The organism is Candidatus Acididesulfobacter guangdongensis (assembly GCA_004195045.1).
GTDB lineage: Bacteria > SZUA-79 > SZUA-79 > Acidulodesulfobacterales > Acidulodesulfobacteraceae > Acididesulfobacter > Acididesulfobacter guangdongensis.
This window is the reverse complement of record SGBC01000004.1, coordinates 194,371-212,829: the sequence shown is the minus strand read 5'-3', so window position 1 is coordinate 212,829 and position 18,459 is coordinate 194,371. Positions and strand designations below refer to the sequence as shown.

16 protein-coding genes are annotated in these 18,459 nt (G+C 31.9%); 4 read left to right on the top strand and 12 right to left on the bottom strand.

Annotated elements, in window-relative coordinates; translation table 11 throughout:
- The first annotated feature begins 92 nt into the window (after positions 1–92).
- Positions 93–635, top strand: a complete 543-nt coding sequence (locus EVJ46_09555) for a hypothetical protein (GenBank protein RZD15755.1) — start codon at positions 93–95, stop codon at positions 633–635.
- A gap of 135 nt (positions 636–770) precedes the next feature.
- Here the strand turns inward: EVJ46_09555 and EVJ46_09550 are convergent, their stop codons facing one another.
- From EVJ46_09550 to EVJ46_09525, 6 genes are all read right to left on the bottom strand, one after another.
- Positions 771–3,266 carry a diguanylate cyclase gene (locus tag EVJ46_09550; protein RZD15754.1) on the bottom strand — a complete coding sequence of 832 codons (2,496 nt, stop codon included), beginning with the start codon at positions 3,264–3,266 and terminating at the stop codon, positions 771–773.
- Between the two features lie 325 nt (positions 3,267–3,591).
- Positions 3,592–4,353, bottom strand: coding sequence for a sulfite exporter TauE/SafE family protein (locus tag EVJ46_09545; GenBank protein ID RZD15753.1), 762 nt, complete (start codon positions 4,351–4,353; stop codon positions 3,592–3,594).
- 183 nt (positions 4,354–4,536) lie between these two features.
- A complete protein-coding gene (locus EVJ46_09540; protein RZD15752.1) occupies positions 4,537–4,953 on the bottom strand; it encodes a hypothetical protein in 417 nt (138 codons plus the stop codon).
- Between the two features lie 13 nt (positions 4,954–4,966).
- Entirely contained in the window at positions 4,967–5,932 is a 966-nt protein-coding gene (locus tag EVJ46_09535) for a DMT family transporter (protein RZD15751.1), read from the bottom strand.
- 305 nt (positions 5,933–6,237) lie between these two features.
- On the bottom strand, positions 6,238–6,639 hold the full coding sequence (locus EVJ46_09530; protein ID RZD15750.1) for a hypothetical protein: 402 nt from the start codon (positions 6,637–6,639) through the stop codon (positions 6,238–6,240).
- 522 nt (positions 6,640–7,161) lie between these two features.
- Positions 7,162–8,286 (bottom strand): cytochrome-c peroxidase, encoded by a 1,125-nt coding sequence (locus tag EVJ46_09525; GenBank protein ID RZD15749.1) that lies wholly within the window; start codon positions 8,284–8,286, stop codon positions 7,162–7,164.
- Between the two features lie 360 nt (positions 8,287–8,646).
- On the opposite strand from EVJ46_09525, the gene EVJ46_09520 reads away from it, so the two are divergent.
- Positions 8,647–8,991, top strand: a complete 345-nt coding sequence (locus EVJ46_09520; GenBank protein RZD15748.1) for a hypothetical protein — start codon at positions 8,647–8,649, stop codon at positions 8,989–8,991.
- A 113-nt stretch (positions 8,992–9,104) separates the two neighbouring features.
- Here the strand turns inward: EVJ46_09520 and EVJ46_09515 are convergent, their stop codons facing one another.
- A complete protein-coding gene (locus EVJ46_09515) occupies positions 9,105–9,512 on the bottom strand; it encodes a DUF2784 family protein (GenBank protein RZD15747.1) in 408 nt (135 codons plus the stop codon).
- Between the two features lie 269 nt (positions 9,513–9,781).
- Here EVJ46_09515 and EVJ46_09510 point away from each other — a divergent pair, with 269 nt between their 5' ends.
- Positions 9,782–11,398 carry a DUF445 domain-containing protein gene (locus EVJ46_09510; GenBank protein ID RZD15746.1) on the top strand — a complete coding sequence of 539 codons (1,617 nt, stop codon included), beginning with the start codon at positions 9,782–9,784 and terminating at the stop codon, positions 11,396–11,398.
- An 11-nt stretch (positions 11,399–11,409) separates the two neighbouring features.
- Here the strand turns inward: EVJ46_09510 and EVJ46_09505 are convergent, their stop codons facing one another.
- Positions 11,410–12,255 (bottom strand): hypothetical protein, encoded by an 846-nt coding sequence (locus EVJ46_09505; GenBank protein ID RZD15745.1) that lies wholly within the window; start codon positions 12,253–12,255, stop codon positions 11,410–11,412.
- Between the two features lie 325 nt (positions 12,256–12,580).
- On the opposite strand from EVJ46_09505, the gene EVJ46_09500 reads away from it, so the two are divergent.
- On the top strand, positions 12,581–12,748 hold the full coding sequence (locus tag EVJ46_09500; protein RZD15744.1) for an EAL domain-containing protein: 168 nt from the start codon (positions 12,581–12,583) through the stop codon (positions 12,746–12,748).
- Positions 12,749–12,793: 45 nt separating this feature from the next.
- Here EVJ46_09500 and EVJ46_09495 read toward each other — a convergent pair whose 3' ends face one another.
- From EVJ46_09495 to EVJ46_09480, 4 genes are all read right to left on the bottom strand, one after another.
- Positions 12,794–13,039, bottom strand: coding sequence for a hypothetical protein (locus EVJ46_09495; protein RZD15743.1), 246 nt, complete (start codon positions 13,037–13,039; stop codon positions 12,794–12,796).
- 114 nt (positions 13,040–13,153) lie between these two features.
- Positions 13,154–13,843, bottom strand: a complete 690-nt coding sequence (locus EVJ46_09490; protein ID RZD15742.1) for a hypothetical protein — start codon at positions 13,841–13,843, stop codon at positions 13,154–13,156.
- 264 nt (positions 13,844–14,107) lie between these two features.
- Entirely contained in the window at positions 14,108–17,218 is a 3,111-nt protein-coding gene (locus tag EVJ46_09485) for a molybdopterin dinucleotide-binding protein (GenBank protein RZD15741.1), read from the bottom strand.
- On the bottom strand, positions 17,218–18,420 hold the full coding sequence (locus EVJ46_09480) for a polysulfide reductase (protein ID RZD15740.1): 1,203 nt from the start codon (positions 18,418–18,420) through the stop codon (positions 17,218–17,220). Before EVJ46_09480 ends, EVJ46_09485 begins: the two co-directional genes overlap by 1 nt.
- Positions 18,421–18,459: the final 39 nt, after the last annotated feature.

The following is an 18,459-nucleotide window of genomic DNA, read 5'->3' as shown; positions in this document are numbered from 1 at the left end:
ACGCTGTATACAGCATAAAATAAACATAAAACTATAATCTGCTTATTTGCTGTTTAAATAAACAATCAAATTAATTAACGGAGGTCATCAAAATGAAGTTTCTTATTTATTTATTAGCTTTAGTATCTCTTTTTGCATTCAGCGCAAATGCAAACGCAAATTTATTAAATCCAAGCAGTTCGGCTCCGCTGCCAGCAACAAGCCAATATCCATCCGGCGGATATGCACCTCAGCCGAATAATCAGGCGGCAACGCCACCGGGAGCTAATACGCCAGCCATTAATAATACAAATAAACCTGCAAGACTGACAGTGAGTCCTGCCAGGATTAAAACCGTCAAAAAGGTGGTGTCTAAAGCGATAAAAGCTCTGGCAAAAAAGAATTATACAAAATTTAGATCAACCGTTTCGTCATCGTTTAAATCAGTGGTGACTAAAACTAAATTTGATAAGGTGTCTGATTCACTTAATACTAAATTACAATTAAAAAACGGTTATAATATCAAATATCTGGTTGCGCTAAAACAAGCCGGATTTAAGTTTTATATGTGGAAACTAAACTTGGCGGGCGGGAAATCAATTTATATTAAGACAATGATTAAACATAATAAAATATCAGGGCTTATATTTCTGTAATTTTATTTAATGATAGAATCACTGATAACTGTAAGTTTTTCATCACTCCTCCTAAAGGTGATCCGGTCTCGAAAGGGACCGGATTTTTTTATTTATTTTTAATATTTATTTGTTTATTTATAATATTCTTAGCAGTTATTCATAATATACTTTGTTTCTTCCTGCTTTTTTTGCTTCATATAAAGCACTGTCTGCCCGATACACAATACTCTTTGATGTATCGCTCTCTTTTATTCCCGTTATTCCGAAACTGCACGTTATAGATTGTCCTATACTAAAATCGTGTTCTTCTATTTTTATCCTTAATCTTTCGGCAAGCTCTTTGGCGGTAAAAATATTGGTTTCCGGAGTTATTACCATAAACTCTTCTCCGCCGTAGCGGGCAAAAAAATCTGCCGACCTCAAATTTTCTTTTACTAAAGCAGAAAGTTCTTTTAATATAAAATCCCCTGTTTCATGACCGTATGTGTCGTTTATACTTTTGAAATAATCTATATCGAACATCATGAGCGATAGAGGCCTGCCGTATCTTAGAGCGGTATTGATAAGTTCTATAAGTTTACCGTCAAAAGAGCGTCGGTTATAAATACCGGTTAACCCGTCAATTTCTGAAAGTTCTTTATATGCTTCTCTTTCTACTAAAATATTCTGTTCTCTAAGTATCTGGTCGGTAACATCTGAAAATATAGCAAGACCGGTTTGCTCTCCCTTATATGTTACGACCGTTCTGAATAAATCTATATAGCGGATTTTATCATCCGTTATATTAATATTTTTGTGCATATCGGTTTTTGGAAGTTTGACAGTATTATCGTCGATATTGAGAATAAGGCTGCTATTGCCGCCGTCCGTATTATTGCTGCCGGCATTATTATTACTGCTGCTTCCAGATTGACCTGTGTCTGCGCCTGAAGTACTGCCATTTGCAGAAATATTATTATTGCTGCGGGTTGTATTTGTATTTATTCTGTTGCTGTCCGTATAAATGTAAACAAACCTTGAAGACAGTTCGTTATTGAAATATGTTTTGAATACGGAAGTATTTTGATGGTACAGCTTATCTCCCCTGATGCTGAAGAAATCATTTACGTTTAAGTTTAAGAATTCTTCTTTGGTATAATGAAATAAGTCAAGGAGAGCAGAATTTACGTAAATAAATCTGTCCTTATTATACAGCGTTATGCCGGAATTGATGTTTTCTATTAAAACTTTGAAGAGGTCGCGCTCTTGCTCTAATGTGTTACGCAAACTTACCATTTCGCTCACGTCTATAAAGCTAGCAAGGGCAGTAAATTTATTTTTATATTTAACGGTCGTGGATGATATTAAAAGCCAAATCTCCTTATTCTGTTTTGTTAAAGCTCTAATTGTTGCATAAGTAGATTGAAACATTTCTCCGCCTAATCTTTTTTCTATTGCATTTTTTATTGCTTTTTTGTCAAACTCGCCAGGAAATAAATCCCAAACATATTTTTGATAAAGTTCATCTTTAGTGTAAGCTAATATATTTTCAGCAGTCGGATTCACATAAATATATTTTTCACGGTAAAGAGCAACCCCCGTAATTAAATTTTCAGTCATTATTCTGAATAGCTCTTCCGATTCTTTAAGCTTATCTTCTAATAGCTTTTTTTCTGTTATATCTAAAATTATTGTTAACAAATAAAGTTTATTATTTAAATAAATCGCATTACCGAAAGATTGAACTTGTTTAATCTCCCCGTTTTTAAGTTTATGTTTAAAAAAAGCATCGTGGCTTCCTTTTTCAGCAGCCAATCTTCTGAATCCTGTCTGTTCTTGAGTGCTGGTAAAAATATTTATTTTTTCGATACTCATGTTTAACAGCTCATCTTTTGAATATCCGTAAAATTTTACAGCGGCTTTGTTAACGTCGATAAAGCAGCCTGTTTCAATATCCAGAATAAAAGCAATGAGAGGAAGATTGTCAAATAATGTTTTAAATTTTTGTTCACTCTTAGAAATAGTTTTATAGAACTTACTCACATAGTATATAAATAAAATACCTAGACACAATATAATGATAACGCCTGCTATCGCTATGTATATAGCAGTGTTTATAAGCTTTTTGAAGTATAATTTTGTATTCTTAATAATATTTGAGGTAGGCAGATAAGAAAGATGAATAGTATGCTTTAGAAAAAGCTTATAGGATATTTTAGATGATATATATTTAGGGTATTTTATAATTATTTCAAGAATAGGTTTGCTGATATTTTCCCAATTATAGTATGATTTGTGAAAATATACCGTAACTTGAGGGTTATTTTTTAAAAGGGCGCTGTTTTCTTTAATAAACGCGTCAAGTTCTTTATACTGACTATCAGTCTTTTTTAAACCTAATTTTAAATTCTTTATAACAGTTTTAAATCGCGTTTTTTTGGATAACGAAGATTTTAAAGAGCTGTAATATATAATTTTACGTACCATGCTTTTAATACGCCTTATATCTTTATTCAGTTTTGTGGTTTTTAGTAAAAGATTTGAATTAAAATCAGAAATACTTTTTATAGGAATTGGACCGGTGAAAAATAAAATACTTGCAACTAATATACCAATGGCAAAAAATAAACCGCCGATAAAATATATTTTTTTATTTTTTATATTCATCATAATTTTTTAATTGCTATAACTTTTAATTTATGATAAAATATATTACTATTTTTGTATGATATACTGATTATCCATATTATATTTATAATACACTACCCCCCCCCCCCACATCCGTCAAGAGAAAACTATTAATAATAAATACTAGTCAAAATTTATTTGCTTTTAATATCGAAAGAATATAAAAGGAAGAGAGAAGAGAGAAGAAGGAGGTTTGCAGTATTATTTTAAAAATAATGCAAATATCTACGCTTACAAGCTGTTTATTATAAAATAAAATAAATTTTAATCTAAAAAAATTAATTTCTGTTCGGTGAATAATTTAATTTTAATGAAACATCATTGAAAGCCCTACTGCGAGCAAAGTAATCCCTAAAACAATAATAAGCGTTTCTTTTTTGCTTTTGATTGCTATTTTTGCAAACAAAATTCCTGAAGGAATCGCAATAATACCTATAAAAAATGCGTCAAATAAATTTATATGTTTTAAGGCGATATAGCCGATAGCGCCGCTTAATGCGGCTATAATCATAACAAGTGTTGATGTTCCGATGGAATCTTTTATTGCTAATCCAAAGACTATAATATATACAAGCATATATAATACGCCGCCGCTTGTGCCGAGAAGACCTGCAAGAATCCCTATGATAAAACCAAAAATAAGTATAATTATAAAATTTATGCGTGGGCTTTTAAAATGAAAAACTCTTTTTTCTTGATATTTTCCTTTTGTTTTTAAGAAAAAAGCACCCATTAACAGCATAAATACACCGAATATAATTTCTAAAAGCCTCTGCGGCATGCTGACCGAAATATATGCGCCAAGCTGAGCGCCTACTACCGCTCCTATAATTGTAGGTATGCCGATGCGATAATTAACTCTTTTTTTAAAAGCGTACGTTGCCGTTACCGAAAACGAGACTATAACGTCAATTAAAAGGCTTGTGCCTATTGCTATTGAAACGGGTACATTAAATATAAAAGCAAGCACGGGAACGACTATTATAACTCCGGACGCCCCTATAAGACCCGTCGCTGCGCCGACTATTATTCCCGTTATAGAAAGTATAACTATGTTTAAAATATCCATATAATAATATATAATAATTAAAATAAAATATAATAATTAAAGCAAAATAAATAAAAAGCAAAACTTATAAGTTAAAATTTTTGACGGACAGACTGTAAAAATTCCCCGTTTAAAGAAGAGACAACCGCAGATTAATATTGATAGACAGATAGACAGAAAATGCAAATATATAAAAATAATAAATTAAAATTGCATAAATATTTCCGATTTGTTTGCCTTTTCTATCAAAAACCATGCGGCTCCCACTATACCGTCAATTTCAGGCAGAAGCATTTCAGCTGTTATAGAAAATTTAGCGGCGGCGTTTGAACAAATATAAAAATTCATTCCTTCTGTCCGCTTTAATTCTTTAATTATTGAATATAAATTATCGGGAAGACCGATTCTTTCCAAACCTTTCTTTAATTCATCAAGCATATTTTTATGGATTAAATATTCTTCCGCGGTTTTTATGCCCTCTCTGGTCATAAGTCTTGCGGCAAATCCGACAAATAAAACATTTATTTCATCGTAAATAGCAGTCCCCAGATGTATAAAATCAAACGGCGTCAATATCGCATCGAATGCGTCGTTAGATACAATAACAGACATTTTTTGCATTTTTCCTCCTTTATCATTTATCAAATGTTTCTTCTAAATCTTCAATGATCTCTTCCCTTACTTCCGTTGTTTTTTCTTTAAGTACGACGAATATAATACCTCCTAATATTAAAATAGCAGAAATGAAGAAATTTAACGATATTTTTTCGTTTAACAATATTATGCCTAAAATTGCCGCTACTGCGGGCGTCAATAACTGAACAGACGATGATAAAACACGGGATAATTTTTTTACTACCTTATACCATAGCACATAAAATAGCGCCGAAAATATTGTTCCAGACAATACACCTAAAATTATCGGCTTTAAATAAATATAAGGCGTATTAATATATTGCAAATTAATAAATCCATTTTTGAAAAACGCAAATATTATTATAAAAGGAATGAAATAAATTAAGGAATGGATAAAATTAGATGCTGTCCTTAATAAATATTGTCTTTCAAATTTACCTTTTAATGTATAAATTCCCCACCCTATTCCGGAAATAATCATCATGGCAGCCCCGAAATACCCGATAAAATTTTTAGGAACGGATAAGCCTTTATATACTAGCAGAATAAAACCTCCCATTGAAATTATAACGCCTAACCATTGCAATAAAAAAAGTTTTTCTTTATGAATTAATATTGCATTTCCAATTATTGTGAATTGAACGGCGGAAAACACAAGAAGAGCTCCGACTGCGACGCCAATTTCAATATATCCTACAGAAAAACAAAACGCATATACAAATAATGCAAATGCCGATAAATAATTTGGTTTCGGAAGTTTAATCTGTTTATAAGAAATTATTAAAAAAAGCGTTACCGCTCCGCTTCCAAGACGCAGCAAACTGTAGGTCAATGGACTTAATACGCTATTATGCAGCGCAATTCTGGCAAGCAGACTGTTGACTGCAAATCCAAAAATTGCAAAAAAAGTCAGAAAAGCAATCCATAAATAATTTAACTTATCCGGTTTTTTTATATATTTCATAAAAAATTTTGATTATTTATAATTCGATTATTTATAAATAGTATTTTTAATATATCACAACACATCATAACGCAGCAGCACAACAAAGCTAATATAAACAATATAACCGATATAACCGACAGAACATTATAATGCAAAAAGTTATCTAATTAATTTTTTTTTATATTTTTTATATATAAAATATAATTTAATTTTTAATCTTTTCCGTAAAAAATATAATAAATTATACCGCATTGCTGCTATTTTATGTTATCGGATATTATTGAAAATTCTTAAAGCAATTAAGTATTAAACTGTATTAAATATTAGAAAGTTATTGGCTGATAGCCTTCTGACATAAGCTGAGCGATACACCCTCCGGCTGAGGGGACCATATTAACTTTTTTATTAATTAAAATGTCCGTGACTCCGTAAGCATCTGCAATAACAACGCAGGCATGAGACATAATATTATTATTTAAAATTTGTTCGTAAGCTTCCAGGATATCTTTATCGTCTGTTTTAGCGATAAAATCTTCCGCCTGCCCGACTAAAATTAATTTGACATCTTCAAACGCTCCGCTGTTCATTGTTCTCCATGCCATATTGAGACCGAGTAAAACTTTAACATGATTTTCTGCTCCAGATAAAATAACAAACAATGCTTTTGACTTTGACACTTTAATTTCTCCTAATATAATTATTTTATGTAAAATATTTATTACTATTTATATTAATTTAGTATTTAATTATTTAGTATAGACATACACTTACAAACAAAATCGAAAAAATAATTTCATATTAATTTTTTATAATTTTTAATTAATTAAAATACCAACTGGTTTGTATTTTAATATATATAAAAAAAATTGTCAACTTGTATTATAACTGCGATATAAAATATTCACTGATTATATCAAAAATTAATATATAAAATAGGCGCTTAATGCGGCTATAATTATATTAATCATATTAATTTATTTTTATTTTTTTTAAAAATTAAAAAATTATTATTAGAACATTTAAATATTTTTTCAACGATGATGAAATCATTCGCTGGAAGATTTAATTTAATTTATTTTATCAATAGCTGTCGTGAAACCTCAAGTCAGTACAGTATAGATATAAGGCAACAACATCGTCGGTTTAATTATTATATGCAACAATTAGATTTAAACTAAATTGTTTCTGCATAAAAGGCAGAAACAATTTAGTTTATTAAAATTTATTATAATAATATATATCTATTTCTATTTGTTAATAAAATGCGGTAATTTTGGCGAAGTTATATTAAATTTTGGCCCGTCCAAAGATTTCAAAAAAGCAACTATTTCATATTCCTGTTTTAAAGTAAGATGCAGCGGTTTAATTAATTTTGATTTATTCGGTATATTTCCGCCGCCTTTATTAAAAAATTTTACTACATTCAAAAGACCTTTTATACTTCCGTTATGCATATAATACGGTCCTATTTCTCCTATATCTATAAGGCTCGGCGTGACAAATTTATACATGTCCGATTTTTTATGCGTTATTAAATATCTGCCGAGGTCCCGTTTAATTTTGTTTGAATTTTTCAGATGCGCGTTTACATATGTAAAATAATGCCTCGTAACTGCGACAAGTTTTGCGGTTTTGCCCGTAAGATGAAGAGGCGGCACTCCCAACGCATGAAATTTATTATCGGTAAACACAGGTCCGTAATGACATCTGATACATGAAGCTTTCCCGATAAATAATTTAAATCCGGCTATAGCTTTTTTTGACATCGCATGTTTATTGCCTTTTATATAACTGTAAAACGGGGTTTTAGTGACGACTATAGTTCTCTCAAAAGATGCTATCGCTTCAGCTACCATTTTCTGTGTAATAATATTTTTAGCGTGAAATACCTGTCTGAACATTTTTCTGTAAACAGGAATTTCGTAAAGTTCCGCCGTCAGATAGTGAATATGCTTATTCATTTCAAACGGTGTCGATATTGGACCCAGTGCCTGTTGTTCAAGCGATGTCGCTCTGCCGTCCCAAAATAAAAACTTAAGATACCCTGAATCTATCACAGAAGGGGTGTGACGCCAGTGCATAGTCGTAGGATATGACAAAGAAAGTCTCGTAGGGGTCGTAAAACCGGCGGCTGGAACATGACAGGATGCACATGACAAACTGCCGTCGCCGGACAATCTGTTATCAAAAAACAGCATCTTGCCCAATTTTATTTTTTCCTTAGTCTGCGGGTTATTTTTGGGAATTGGAACAGGCTTTAAAATAAAGCTTTTTAAATTAACAGCATACACATTTTTAGCAGCAATTATCACGCAAGAAAGCATGAAAATCATCGCCGCAGCAAATAATAAAAATCGTCTCTGAATAAGCATAGTTCCTCCTTTTTAAGTAAAGCACATATTAAATAAATTACAAAAATTAATATACTGACTGGTCTGTATTTTAATATATAGAAAAAATTTGCCTGACGATACGGCAAATGTTATAATACTCACTGTTTTGATGAATAATTTGTATATAAAAAATATCGCTGCCGATGCTTACCTACTATTTAGTATATCATATTTATTTATTTTATTTTAAAAATTTAAAATTATGGTATTAATATAATAATAAATAAAAAAAATAAAATAAATACAATGAACAATATGCAGCAAGATTATAACCGCTTATTATAATCATAACTGTATATCATAATAAACTGATATCATAAACTGTTAATATTTTTAAAAATGACTGCTAAAAAGAACGATAAATCCGAAGCTCATTACCATAAAGCTAAAAAATTATATAAATCAGGCAAGATTAATGATGCATTAGCAGAACTTCATTTAGCTTTAAGAATTAAAAAAAACCTTATACCGGCGCATGTGCTCTTATCTGAAATATTATCCGCAAACGGGGATTATGTAAACGCTGAGAAAGAATTAACCGCATGTTTGGCAATAACGGAACAGCAGAGAAAACCTCAAAAAATATTGGTAAGCGAAAGTGAAAAATATTCTATTCAAGAAATAACCGAAAAATTAGATGAACTCCGCAAACAAATTAATAATAATGACCGATTTGATATTTAATAAATATATCAGATAAATTAAGATACACAAAAAACAAGATAAGCTAAGATAAAATAAAATAAAATAAGTATTCTAAAATAATATATAAAATAATATATATAAATAAAAAATATTTATGAACTTGCCTTAATTTTAGGAGGAAATTTAAACCATAGATATAACGTATATAGAAATAAGAATATATATACTATTGAAAACATCCAAATTGGAAAATTATGATATATAATTCTATCAATATAAGTTTGAATAAAAGGTACGGTATATCCTTTTTTACCGGCGCTTTCCAGCAAGTCGCTCTGAATGTAGGTTAAAAAACAGGCTTTACCGAGCATCGCCTGAACGGCAACCACCACCATTGCCGCGAGATGCGTAAGACGCCACCAGAATTCGTATATAAATTTCTTCTTAAATTTAGCGCCAAACGGAACGGCTATAAAACCAAAAATGATAAACAAAATTACGGCAAGATGAAAATATAAAACAATACCTGATAATTCTGCAAAATCTTCATGAGTCAACATAGAGAATCTATTTCATAAATAACTGAATTTATTATTTTATTATATTGTCTATTTTCTATTATGAATAATCTACTTTATAAATAACTAAATTTATTATTTTATTCTGTCGTCTATTTTCTGGTATATAATATATATTATTACGTATAGTCGCAAATGTCAATTTAACGGGCCAAACTTAATTAACGGACTAATTCAAATTAATATGCCGTGCCGTCATCAGAAAAGCAAAATAGTTGTTTTATTCAGTCTTTTAAGATAAAATAAAAATTATGAAACTTGCTCACAACAACAAGATTACTAACACTACAATTAACACTGCGATTGTTAAAAATAAAATCCTTAAGAATAAAATTATTGCAAATCTTTTTCTTTTATTTGCTTTTTTAATTTTTATTATATCTTATACGATTCATATTTCGAACTTTTGGATATTTATACTGCAAAGAGCCTCCGCCGCCGCTCTTATCGGCGGAATCGCCGACTGGTTTGCCGTTACGGCGCTGTTCAAATATCCGCTGGGTCTTCATATTCCTCATACAAATATCATTAAAAACAATAAAGAAAAAATTATTAATTCTATAACTAATACCGTCAATGATACGTGGCTTGGGAAGAATTATCTGGCAGCCGAAATAAACAGAATAGATTTTTCCGATATTTTACTAAAAATTATTCAAAAAGATAAAAACAGAAATAAAGCGAGATTGTACTTGAGAAAATTAATTATAAAATTTATTCATTTTACTAAATCAGACAGGTTTAAGAATTTTTTATATGAAAATATTAATAAAGCATTAGATAAAACTTTATCAGATGAAAATATATCAAATAATATAATAGGCAAATTAGCTTTGTTTATAGAATCAGGCGATTCTGATTACATTTATAATAGTTTAATCAATTATGTAAATAATTATATAAAAACATATGATACCGATAATCTTTCGAAAAGAATTACAGACCTGTATTCTGATGAATTTATAAACACTATAAAATTTGCGGGGGCTCGGATAATAAATGAAAATTTTAACGACGGCATTAATAATTTAAGCGATTTTATAATTTCAAATATAGAAGAAAACAAATCTTATTTAAAAGAACAGATTGGAGATTTAATTGAAAAATATAAAAGCGATTCTGCAGTAAAAAGTATTTTTTTATTTGTTGCAGAAAAGACAAATATTTTAGATATTGAGCTTTTATCTAATGAAATTATAGCAAAAATAATAGATTTTATTAAAGAAATAAAAAACAATGAGAATAATGAAGTAAGATTAAAAATAAAAGATTATATTTTTAATACGCTAAATAATATTGATAAAACTTCGCAGGATAAAATTTTAAATACTATAGAAATGATGCTAAATGCAAATGCAGACAAAATAAAAGATTATTTAATAAATTATTTAAATAAAGATGAACAAAAAGAAATTATTAAGAATAAGCTTTCCAATTTTATAAATGCGGAAGGATTAAATGTTATCAACCGGTTTAAAGACCCGTTAAAAAACCGGCTGCGCGCAATAATAATAAATTTTATAGGCGCAATATCGGAATACAATAAAAAATATATCGTCAATAAAAAATTATTTAAAGAAAAATTTGATTATTTTTTTATTTTAATTCAGGATGAAATATTAAAAAACCATGATAAAGTTAATATTTTTTTAAAAACTAATGTTGTATATCTAATGAAAATCAACCATTCAACTATAGGTAAACTTATAAAAAGAAATTTAGAAAGTCTTGACGGCGATAAATTAGTAAATCAAATAGAATATAAAATCGGGAACGACTTGCAATATATAAGAATCAACGGCGCTTTAGTTGGTTCTGTTATAGGAACGATTATAGCGCTTATCGCTCTGCTGCTGCAAAAAATGTAACTTAAATTTATTTATTTTATATATAAAGATTTTTTTGCAGCATTAAATTTATTGGATTGCTTTTTAATATTATCAAATTGCCAGGAAAGTTCTGATATTATCTCGTTATTTGAGGTAATAACAACCTTCCCCAATAAATCTTCCCTGTGCGAAATTACACCGCAGGACAATTCTTCGGATATAGCAAAACTGGCATACGGCAACAATTTATTTAAATTGTTTTTAAAAGCATAAAAAACATCAATGTTATTTTGTTCCTGCTCTTCCATAATCTCTCTCATCTTAGATAAATCATCATCATCCTTTAAAATAAATATACGTTCTATATGGATGCCTCTTTTTGCTTGCCTGTAATTTAATTTTGTATGTTCAGTCTCATCTTTGCCTGATTTCCAATAAAACGGTTCTACAAGGTTGCTCACAATTTTAAAGGACTGTCCCGGCTTTAATTCGGCAAGTATAATCATTTTAGCGACATAAATATTTTGAAAAGTAAAATCCCCTCCTTTTTCAGCTTGTTTTAAGAGGTGATGAATATTTTCGAAACCTTTAATAGCTATCTGCGTTGAAATATCTTTTTTCTTTTTAAGCTTATTGTATAACATTATAGTTTCATTAATAGCCATTTGTTCTTTAAGAGAAAGTTCCAGCGACGGAAAAGCTACTTTTAATCTTTTTTCCAGATTATCTATAGCTATTATAAACTCTGCAAAAATAGTCGCTAACGCAAACGCTAATGCGATTACTATTTTTGTGGAAATACTCAAATGAAAATACACGCTTAGCCAAAATGTGAGTATTATAAAGACAACGCCGAATAATCCTATAAACATACGTAAAAATGTAACTTTTGACATTATGACAACCTCGCCCGATTGAGAAATTTTAAAATTTATTTCCGTTTTTATTATATATTTATATTGTAGCATATTTACTAGTGAAAAATAAAATTAACCCACCTTCACCATAATTATCAGCAACAGATTGATATTACTATATTTATGGGGCAATAAAAATGTCTATGGGGACTACAAAATGAAATAGATGTAATAATATTAATGGGTTATAATTTTAGAGTAATAAAAATGGTAGGTTGAGTTAAAAAACATCAACTAAGTAAAAAGGTTTATTTTATATTATATTTTCACGAAATGTTTAAACTTATCCGGCAAGAAAATTGCCATGACCTCAATGGCAAAAGCTTTCAATACAAAAACAATTGCAGAGTTTATAGAATCTAAGGAAATATTAATGAAGCTGAAAGAACTCGATATCTATTATGCCCAAGGCTACTACATCGGAAAACCATCCTACTTTATAGACGATTTTCCTAAAGAATTTATCTTATAAGATGCAGTCTGTAAAACACACTTGTATCAGGCTGTCTTGTTTCATTTATTTTTTTTCATTCTCTTTTTCAATTGTTTCATTTAAGAGAAAAGGGAATTTTTTTTCCGCTTCTTCAAAAGTAGTAAAATGTTCGTCGGAACAATTATCGTTTTTACAGATAATAAAGTATAGCACATTGTACTTTTCGTCTTCGACGGCATATATACCGTAGTCATTGTTCGTTGTTTCAGGAGTAAGCCTCACTTTAAATCCGTTTTTTTCAAAAGACCCTTTCGATGTTGAAAATGTCATTATTAAACCCCCCTTGCGCCCGAAGGCAATTAATTTTAATCAGTTATTCTTATGTTATAATAATTATATATTATGCTAATTATTAATATTAAACAAGAACAAAATAAAATTTTATTATACCGGCGTTAAAATAATTGACTCGCTGCGCAAAAAAATAGACGCTATTTTTGAAATTTGACTATAAAATAAAGCGTCTGATTTTATGACCTCAGAAAAAAAACTGTCTGTCCACGATAATATAAATTTATTAAAAAATACGGATTCATCATTATGCATTACGGCAGGCATATCTAATTTGCACCCGCATTGATTTTTATTATTTAAATCTATTAATAAAACCATGAAATTAAAAATAGCGGATATGTGGTCAATATGAAAAACAAAATTATCTTTTTCTCCGCCTATAAATTTTACGTTGTATTTATCATAAAAAAAAGATAATTCATCAACTAAGGTAAGCCGACTGTCATCTCCGCTTTTCTTTTCTTCGTCAATACAGGTAAAAGAAGAAGCTACCGGCGGGATAAATTTAATTGCCGCAGGTACAACGAACATATTCTCGTAAATGTCGGCAAGGTTTTTTATTTTTATATTATCTTCTAAAAGTTCATCAACCGTTAATTCGAGCCGGTTTACGCTTTCTTTATCGCCTATATATTCATCTAAAAATTCAAACAGACCGTCTATTTTAAACTTATTTAAAAATTCTTTCTCAGGTTTTTTCCCAAAAGCTTCGGAAAGAAGATTATATATAAATATCCTTTCTTCAGATTTTGAATCGTTAATAACAAGTTGACTTTGCATTTATCTATACCCGATTACATCATATTGATATGATTTAGAGTTATAACTGTTAATGCTAATATAAATTCATCCATTGAATTGCATTTATTTTCACACGCCTAAAATGGTATATTTATAAATAAAATAATTATTTATTATATAGTAAGATATACTAAAAATGCCCTGTAATCATTTCGTTATCAACATTGGATTATAAATATTATATAAATTTTATAATATTTATAATCCGCCGTTTATTAATTTATAATATAAATTTATAATAATTTATACCTTTTCGATTCTGACAGGGGTGCTATAATGCGACATTCCTCCTGAAACATCATTTGCAACTACGACTGTCCATCCGTCTTTTGCAGCAATAGATTCATCAAGCAGCTGCAAAGGATTAAGGTTTACACCGGAATTTCTCGCTGAATCCCCGTCGTATTTTTTGCCGTTTATATACCATGTTCCAGAACCGTAAAGCCATCTGCCGAACGGTATTGAAAAACTGACGACCCCGGGCCGTAAAGCGAATCTAATTTTTGCTCTGTGCACTATTCCTTTTGTATGCGTCGGAGAACTTACTTTAATGAGGTCGCCGTCTTTTACGCCAAGTCTGTTTCCGTCAAACTCGCTAATTTCAATAAAATTGCCCGGCAAGAGTTCTATTAGCCATGGGTCAGACATTGTTTTAGATTTTGAATGTATAGGCAGTCTATTAGTCGAAAGCATAAAGGGGTAATCTTTTCTTGAATATATTTTATATAAAAGCTCTCCCTTCATATTTTTAGGTCCTTCCAACTTTATTGAACCGTTAAACCTTACGCCTGTTATAGCATTGTGTGTTTTAGCTACAAGTTCATCATAAATCTGAACGGCATTTTTAAGTTCGCCCCATCTATGCGTAACCCATTCAGGCTGCCCCCACGGTAAATATCCGACATCGCAATTCTCAAATCTGCCGCCTCTTGAAACAACATATGCCGCTTTCTTCCATTCTTCTCCCTTGAGAGCTTTAGGATGTTTTTTCATATAATCTCCGACAACTTTCATTTCGCTTGCCGGGGCATCGGGCACAGGTCCCTGGACGACAAATTTATTGCCCACTTTCTTTAAAAGGTGTTTGCTGTCGTAAGCAATATTTGCAACCATTTTTAAATATATATCCTCGCGTTCGTTTAAATCGCCGCCTTCAAGAAACGCATTTTTTCCAAAACCAGGAAGATTTAATGTTTTTGCTACATCAATAAGAAAATTCTCCATACATATCGGTCTACCGTCTTTTGTTTTTTGCGTTACAGGCTCTATTATCGGACGTCTCACGGCTATACGGGATGTCGGATACGTCGGATAACCCGGCAGCATTCCCCAACCTTCAATATAGCTTCCGTCCGGAACTATATAATCGGCATAGGCAGAACTTTCAGAAATCATAATATCCGACGCTATAAAAAGAGGTACCTTCTTTAAATCTTTTATCATTCTTATCCACATCAAGGACTCGTCATTAGCTCCGCCCATGCCCGGCATGGTATATGCAGGATTTGCATTATGCTGAAATAATATTTTAGTTTCATACGGATATTGAAAATAGACTCCTCCCCAGATTTCCTGCCATATGCCTACGCCGAAAGGAAACCATGGACGCTGAGCAGGGAACGGAGATACGCCTTTTGCAATCCTGTTTTTATATTCATCAGTATCTTCGTAAAAACTTCCTTCGCGCGATATTTTTACCCCGCTTGCAGGGACAAAATCAGGCCATTTGTTCAGATCGTACCTGTTCGTCATAAAATCGGCATTACCGCCGCCGTTTATATAACCGCCTTTCCAGTCTATATTGCCGATTAGACCATTTAGAAGCGCTACGGCTCTTGCGTTGTAATAACCGTTTGCGTGCATTGCCGGTCCTCTGTAAAAATCAGCTGCTGCTTTTCTTCCGTGCGAAGTAAACTGTTTAGCCAAATCTTTTATAAGATTTTTTGAAATGCCGGCTTCTTTTTCATATTCTTCATAATCATGAGAAGAAACTTCTTTCCATAAATATTGTAAACTTGTTAAACATGCAACGCCGTTTACGATAACAGGTTTTGTAGATAAAAATCCGGTCGGCCATAGTTCTGCCCTTTCTGTCGCAGATGCAAATGCAGGAGCTTTAGAAACTTTGTCTATCACATACTGGTCGGAAGCTTTATATAGAGGTCCTTTATCCGGTTTTAAAAATAAACCGAAATCAGGATGATTTTCCTCAGCTACCACTAAATACGATGCGTTTGAATAATTAGGTTCTATATTCCTGGCTGCCGCATTATAATTAGGCAATTCTAAATATTTTTCGTTATATCTTTTATTTTCTAATATCCACCGTATCATTGCCATTGCAAAAGCGCCGTCGCCACCCGGTTTTATCGGCACATAATCTGCATGAGCTATTTGATTTCCGCCTCTGGGGTCAATAAAAACAATCTTTTTGCCGCTTGCCGTTGCCTCGGCAGACCTGCGGGCAAGAGTTTGCATAGGAAAGTTAGCTTCATAGTAATTTGCTCCAAAAATCAAAAGAAAATCGCAATTAGGCTGGTCCGGTTTTAACATATTCGTTCCGGGAAATGTCCTGAATGTAGCTACATGATGCGTTAAATCGCAAATTGAAACATGAGGCATAGCATTTACCGAACCGAGGGCATTTGCAAACCTCGTTATAAAATTACCCTGCCCGCCTTCAGCTCTTCCCCAGTAAGAAACATACTGATTTGTTTTCGGTCCGAAGTCTGGATATTCCGGATTAGCCGGAGTATACCTATTTTGACCGTTGTTCCAAATATGTTTAAATCCTTCAACAGACCTGCTTTCTTCGCCTTTCACGTCTTTAAACAGATTGCCGCCGTTAACTACTTCATCTATAAGCTGTTCATAAGATATTACTTTAAATTTCTTTGAGCCCCTTTCTCCAACTCTCTTTAAAGGCATATAGACTCTATATGGATCATACACTGTCTGCCGTCCCGCCTGTCCTCTTGCGCAGAGTGAATGTGCTCCGTCAACATAAGGTTTAGAGGTATCGAAAGTTCCTCCGACATAAACCTTCGCTTCTTTGAAAGGTGTATCATAATCTATATGCGGCTGCGTAGTTTGCGGGTCATACGGATTTCCGTCAAGTTTTAAAATGTTGCCTTTGAATAATCTTGCCATAATACCGCAATCGCTATGACACTGTTTACACGTTGAATATTTAATTTCCACGCCGGGCCATGTTTCGGGTCTCCCGGGATAAACATAAGTACCCGTCATATTTTCAAACAGTCCGCCCGCCCACTGCGTTAAACCGCCGACAGCAGCAATAGAAACAACGCCGAATGTTGAATATTTTAAAAAATCTCTTCTGTTTATTGACATTATAAGTCCTCCTTAATTTTTTTATTGTCAATCATTTCAGGCTCATCTTCCCATCCTAAAAAATACCCGAAAACAAATAATATGACAATTCCAAGTCCAAATAACCCGATACCCGTCAAATAGCCGTCATAACCAAAGAACGGAATATATAAATTAATCAGCCCCTGCCCTATTTTAGGCACAAGTTGACCGCCTATAACCGTATCAAACCTCATTTCCCATACGCCGACAGTAATAAAAGCATCTATTATCAGCGTCCATAACCACGATCTTCTAATTTTTTTAGAAATAATAAATAGCAATGCAGGAATTATAAGCCCAAGCGTTATCTGCGTAATATGATAGTTAAACCATAAAGGACCATGCCCTCCCCAGCTGAATACAGCATGCCAGCTATCGTACACTTCTCTGGAATTGTACGAACGTACCGAAAAAAGCCACTCTATAAGGTCGAAAAAAAGATCTGCAAATATTGCGAAAATTGTCGCCTTATTAAGAACATCCAAAGTGTCAGGTTCAACTTTATTCTTATTCGAAAACCATTTGAAGCCTATTATATATAACAATCCTACGAAAGCAAAACCTGAAACTACGGCAGATGTGATAAACATTGGCGGTATATCAGGGTCTGACCATAACGGTCTTGCTTTAACCGCACCGAATAGAAATCCTATATAACCATGAAATAAAATTGACAGTCCTATTCCAACAATTGATAATATCCACAACGCTCTGTGGTCTTTTTTTATGCTTTTTTCAGACAAATCGGAATTGCCGAGTATCAAAAACTTTGCAACTTTTCCCCTTATTCCTTTATCTGTTTCTATTCTTCTTATATTGCTTTCTCTGAAAAGATAATACATTTCAAACAAAAAAGCAATAAAAAACGCGGTCCATATTACGATAAACATTGCAAGAGGCGAATATGGAAAATGGTCTCTGAAATAAAGTTCCCATGCACCTCTTTGCGGCTGCAAAGCATCAGCTAATGGAGCCATCGCTGCTAACAAAAGCATTGCGAAACTAGCTATTTCCGCGAGTTTGCCAATAGGTTTAAGTTTCTCTATATGAAAAAGGTGATAGAGAGCGCCGACAACAAAAGAACCCGCCAGAAGACCGGAAAGAAACGGATAAATTACTATCGGCAGCCCCCAATAAATAGTTTCTAAAGTACCATACGACTCGTTAGTATAAAGCAACATAATATACTCCTCAATAATTAAAATATTAAATCAACAATT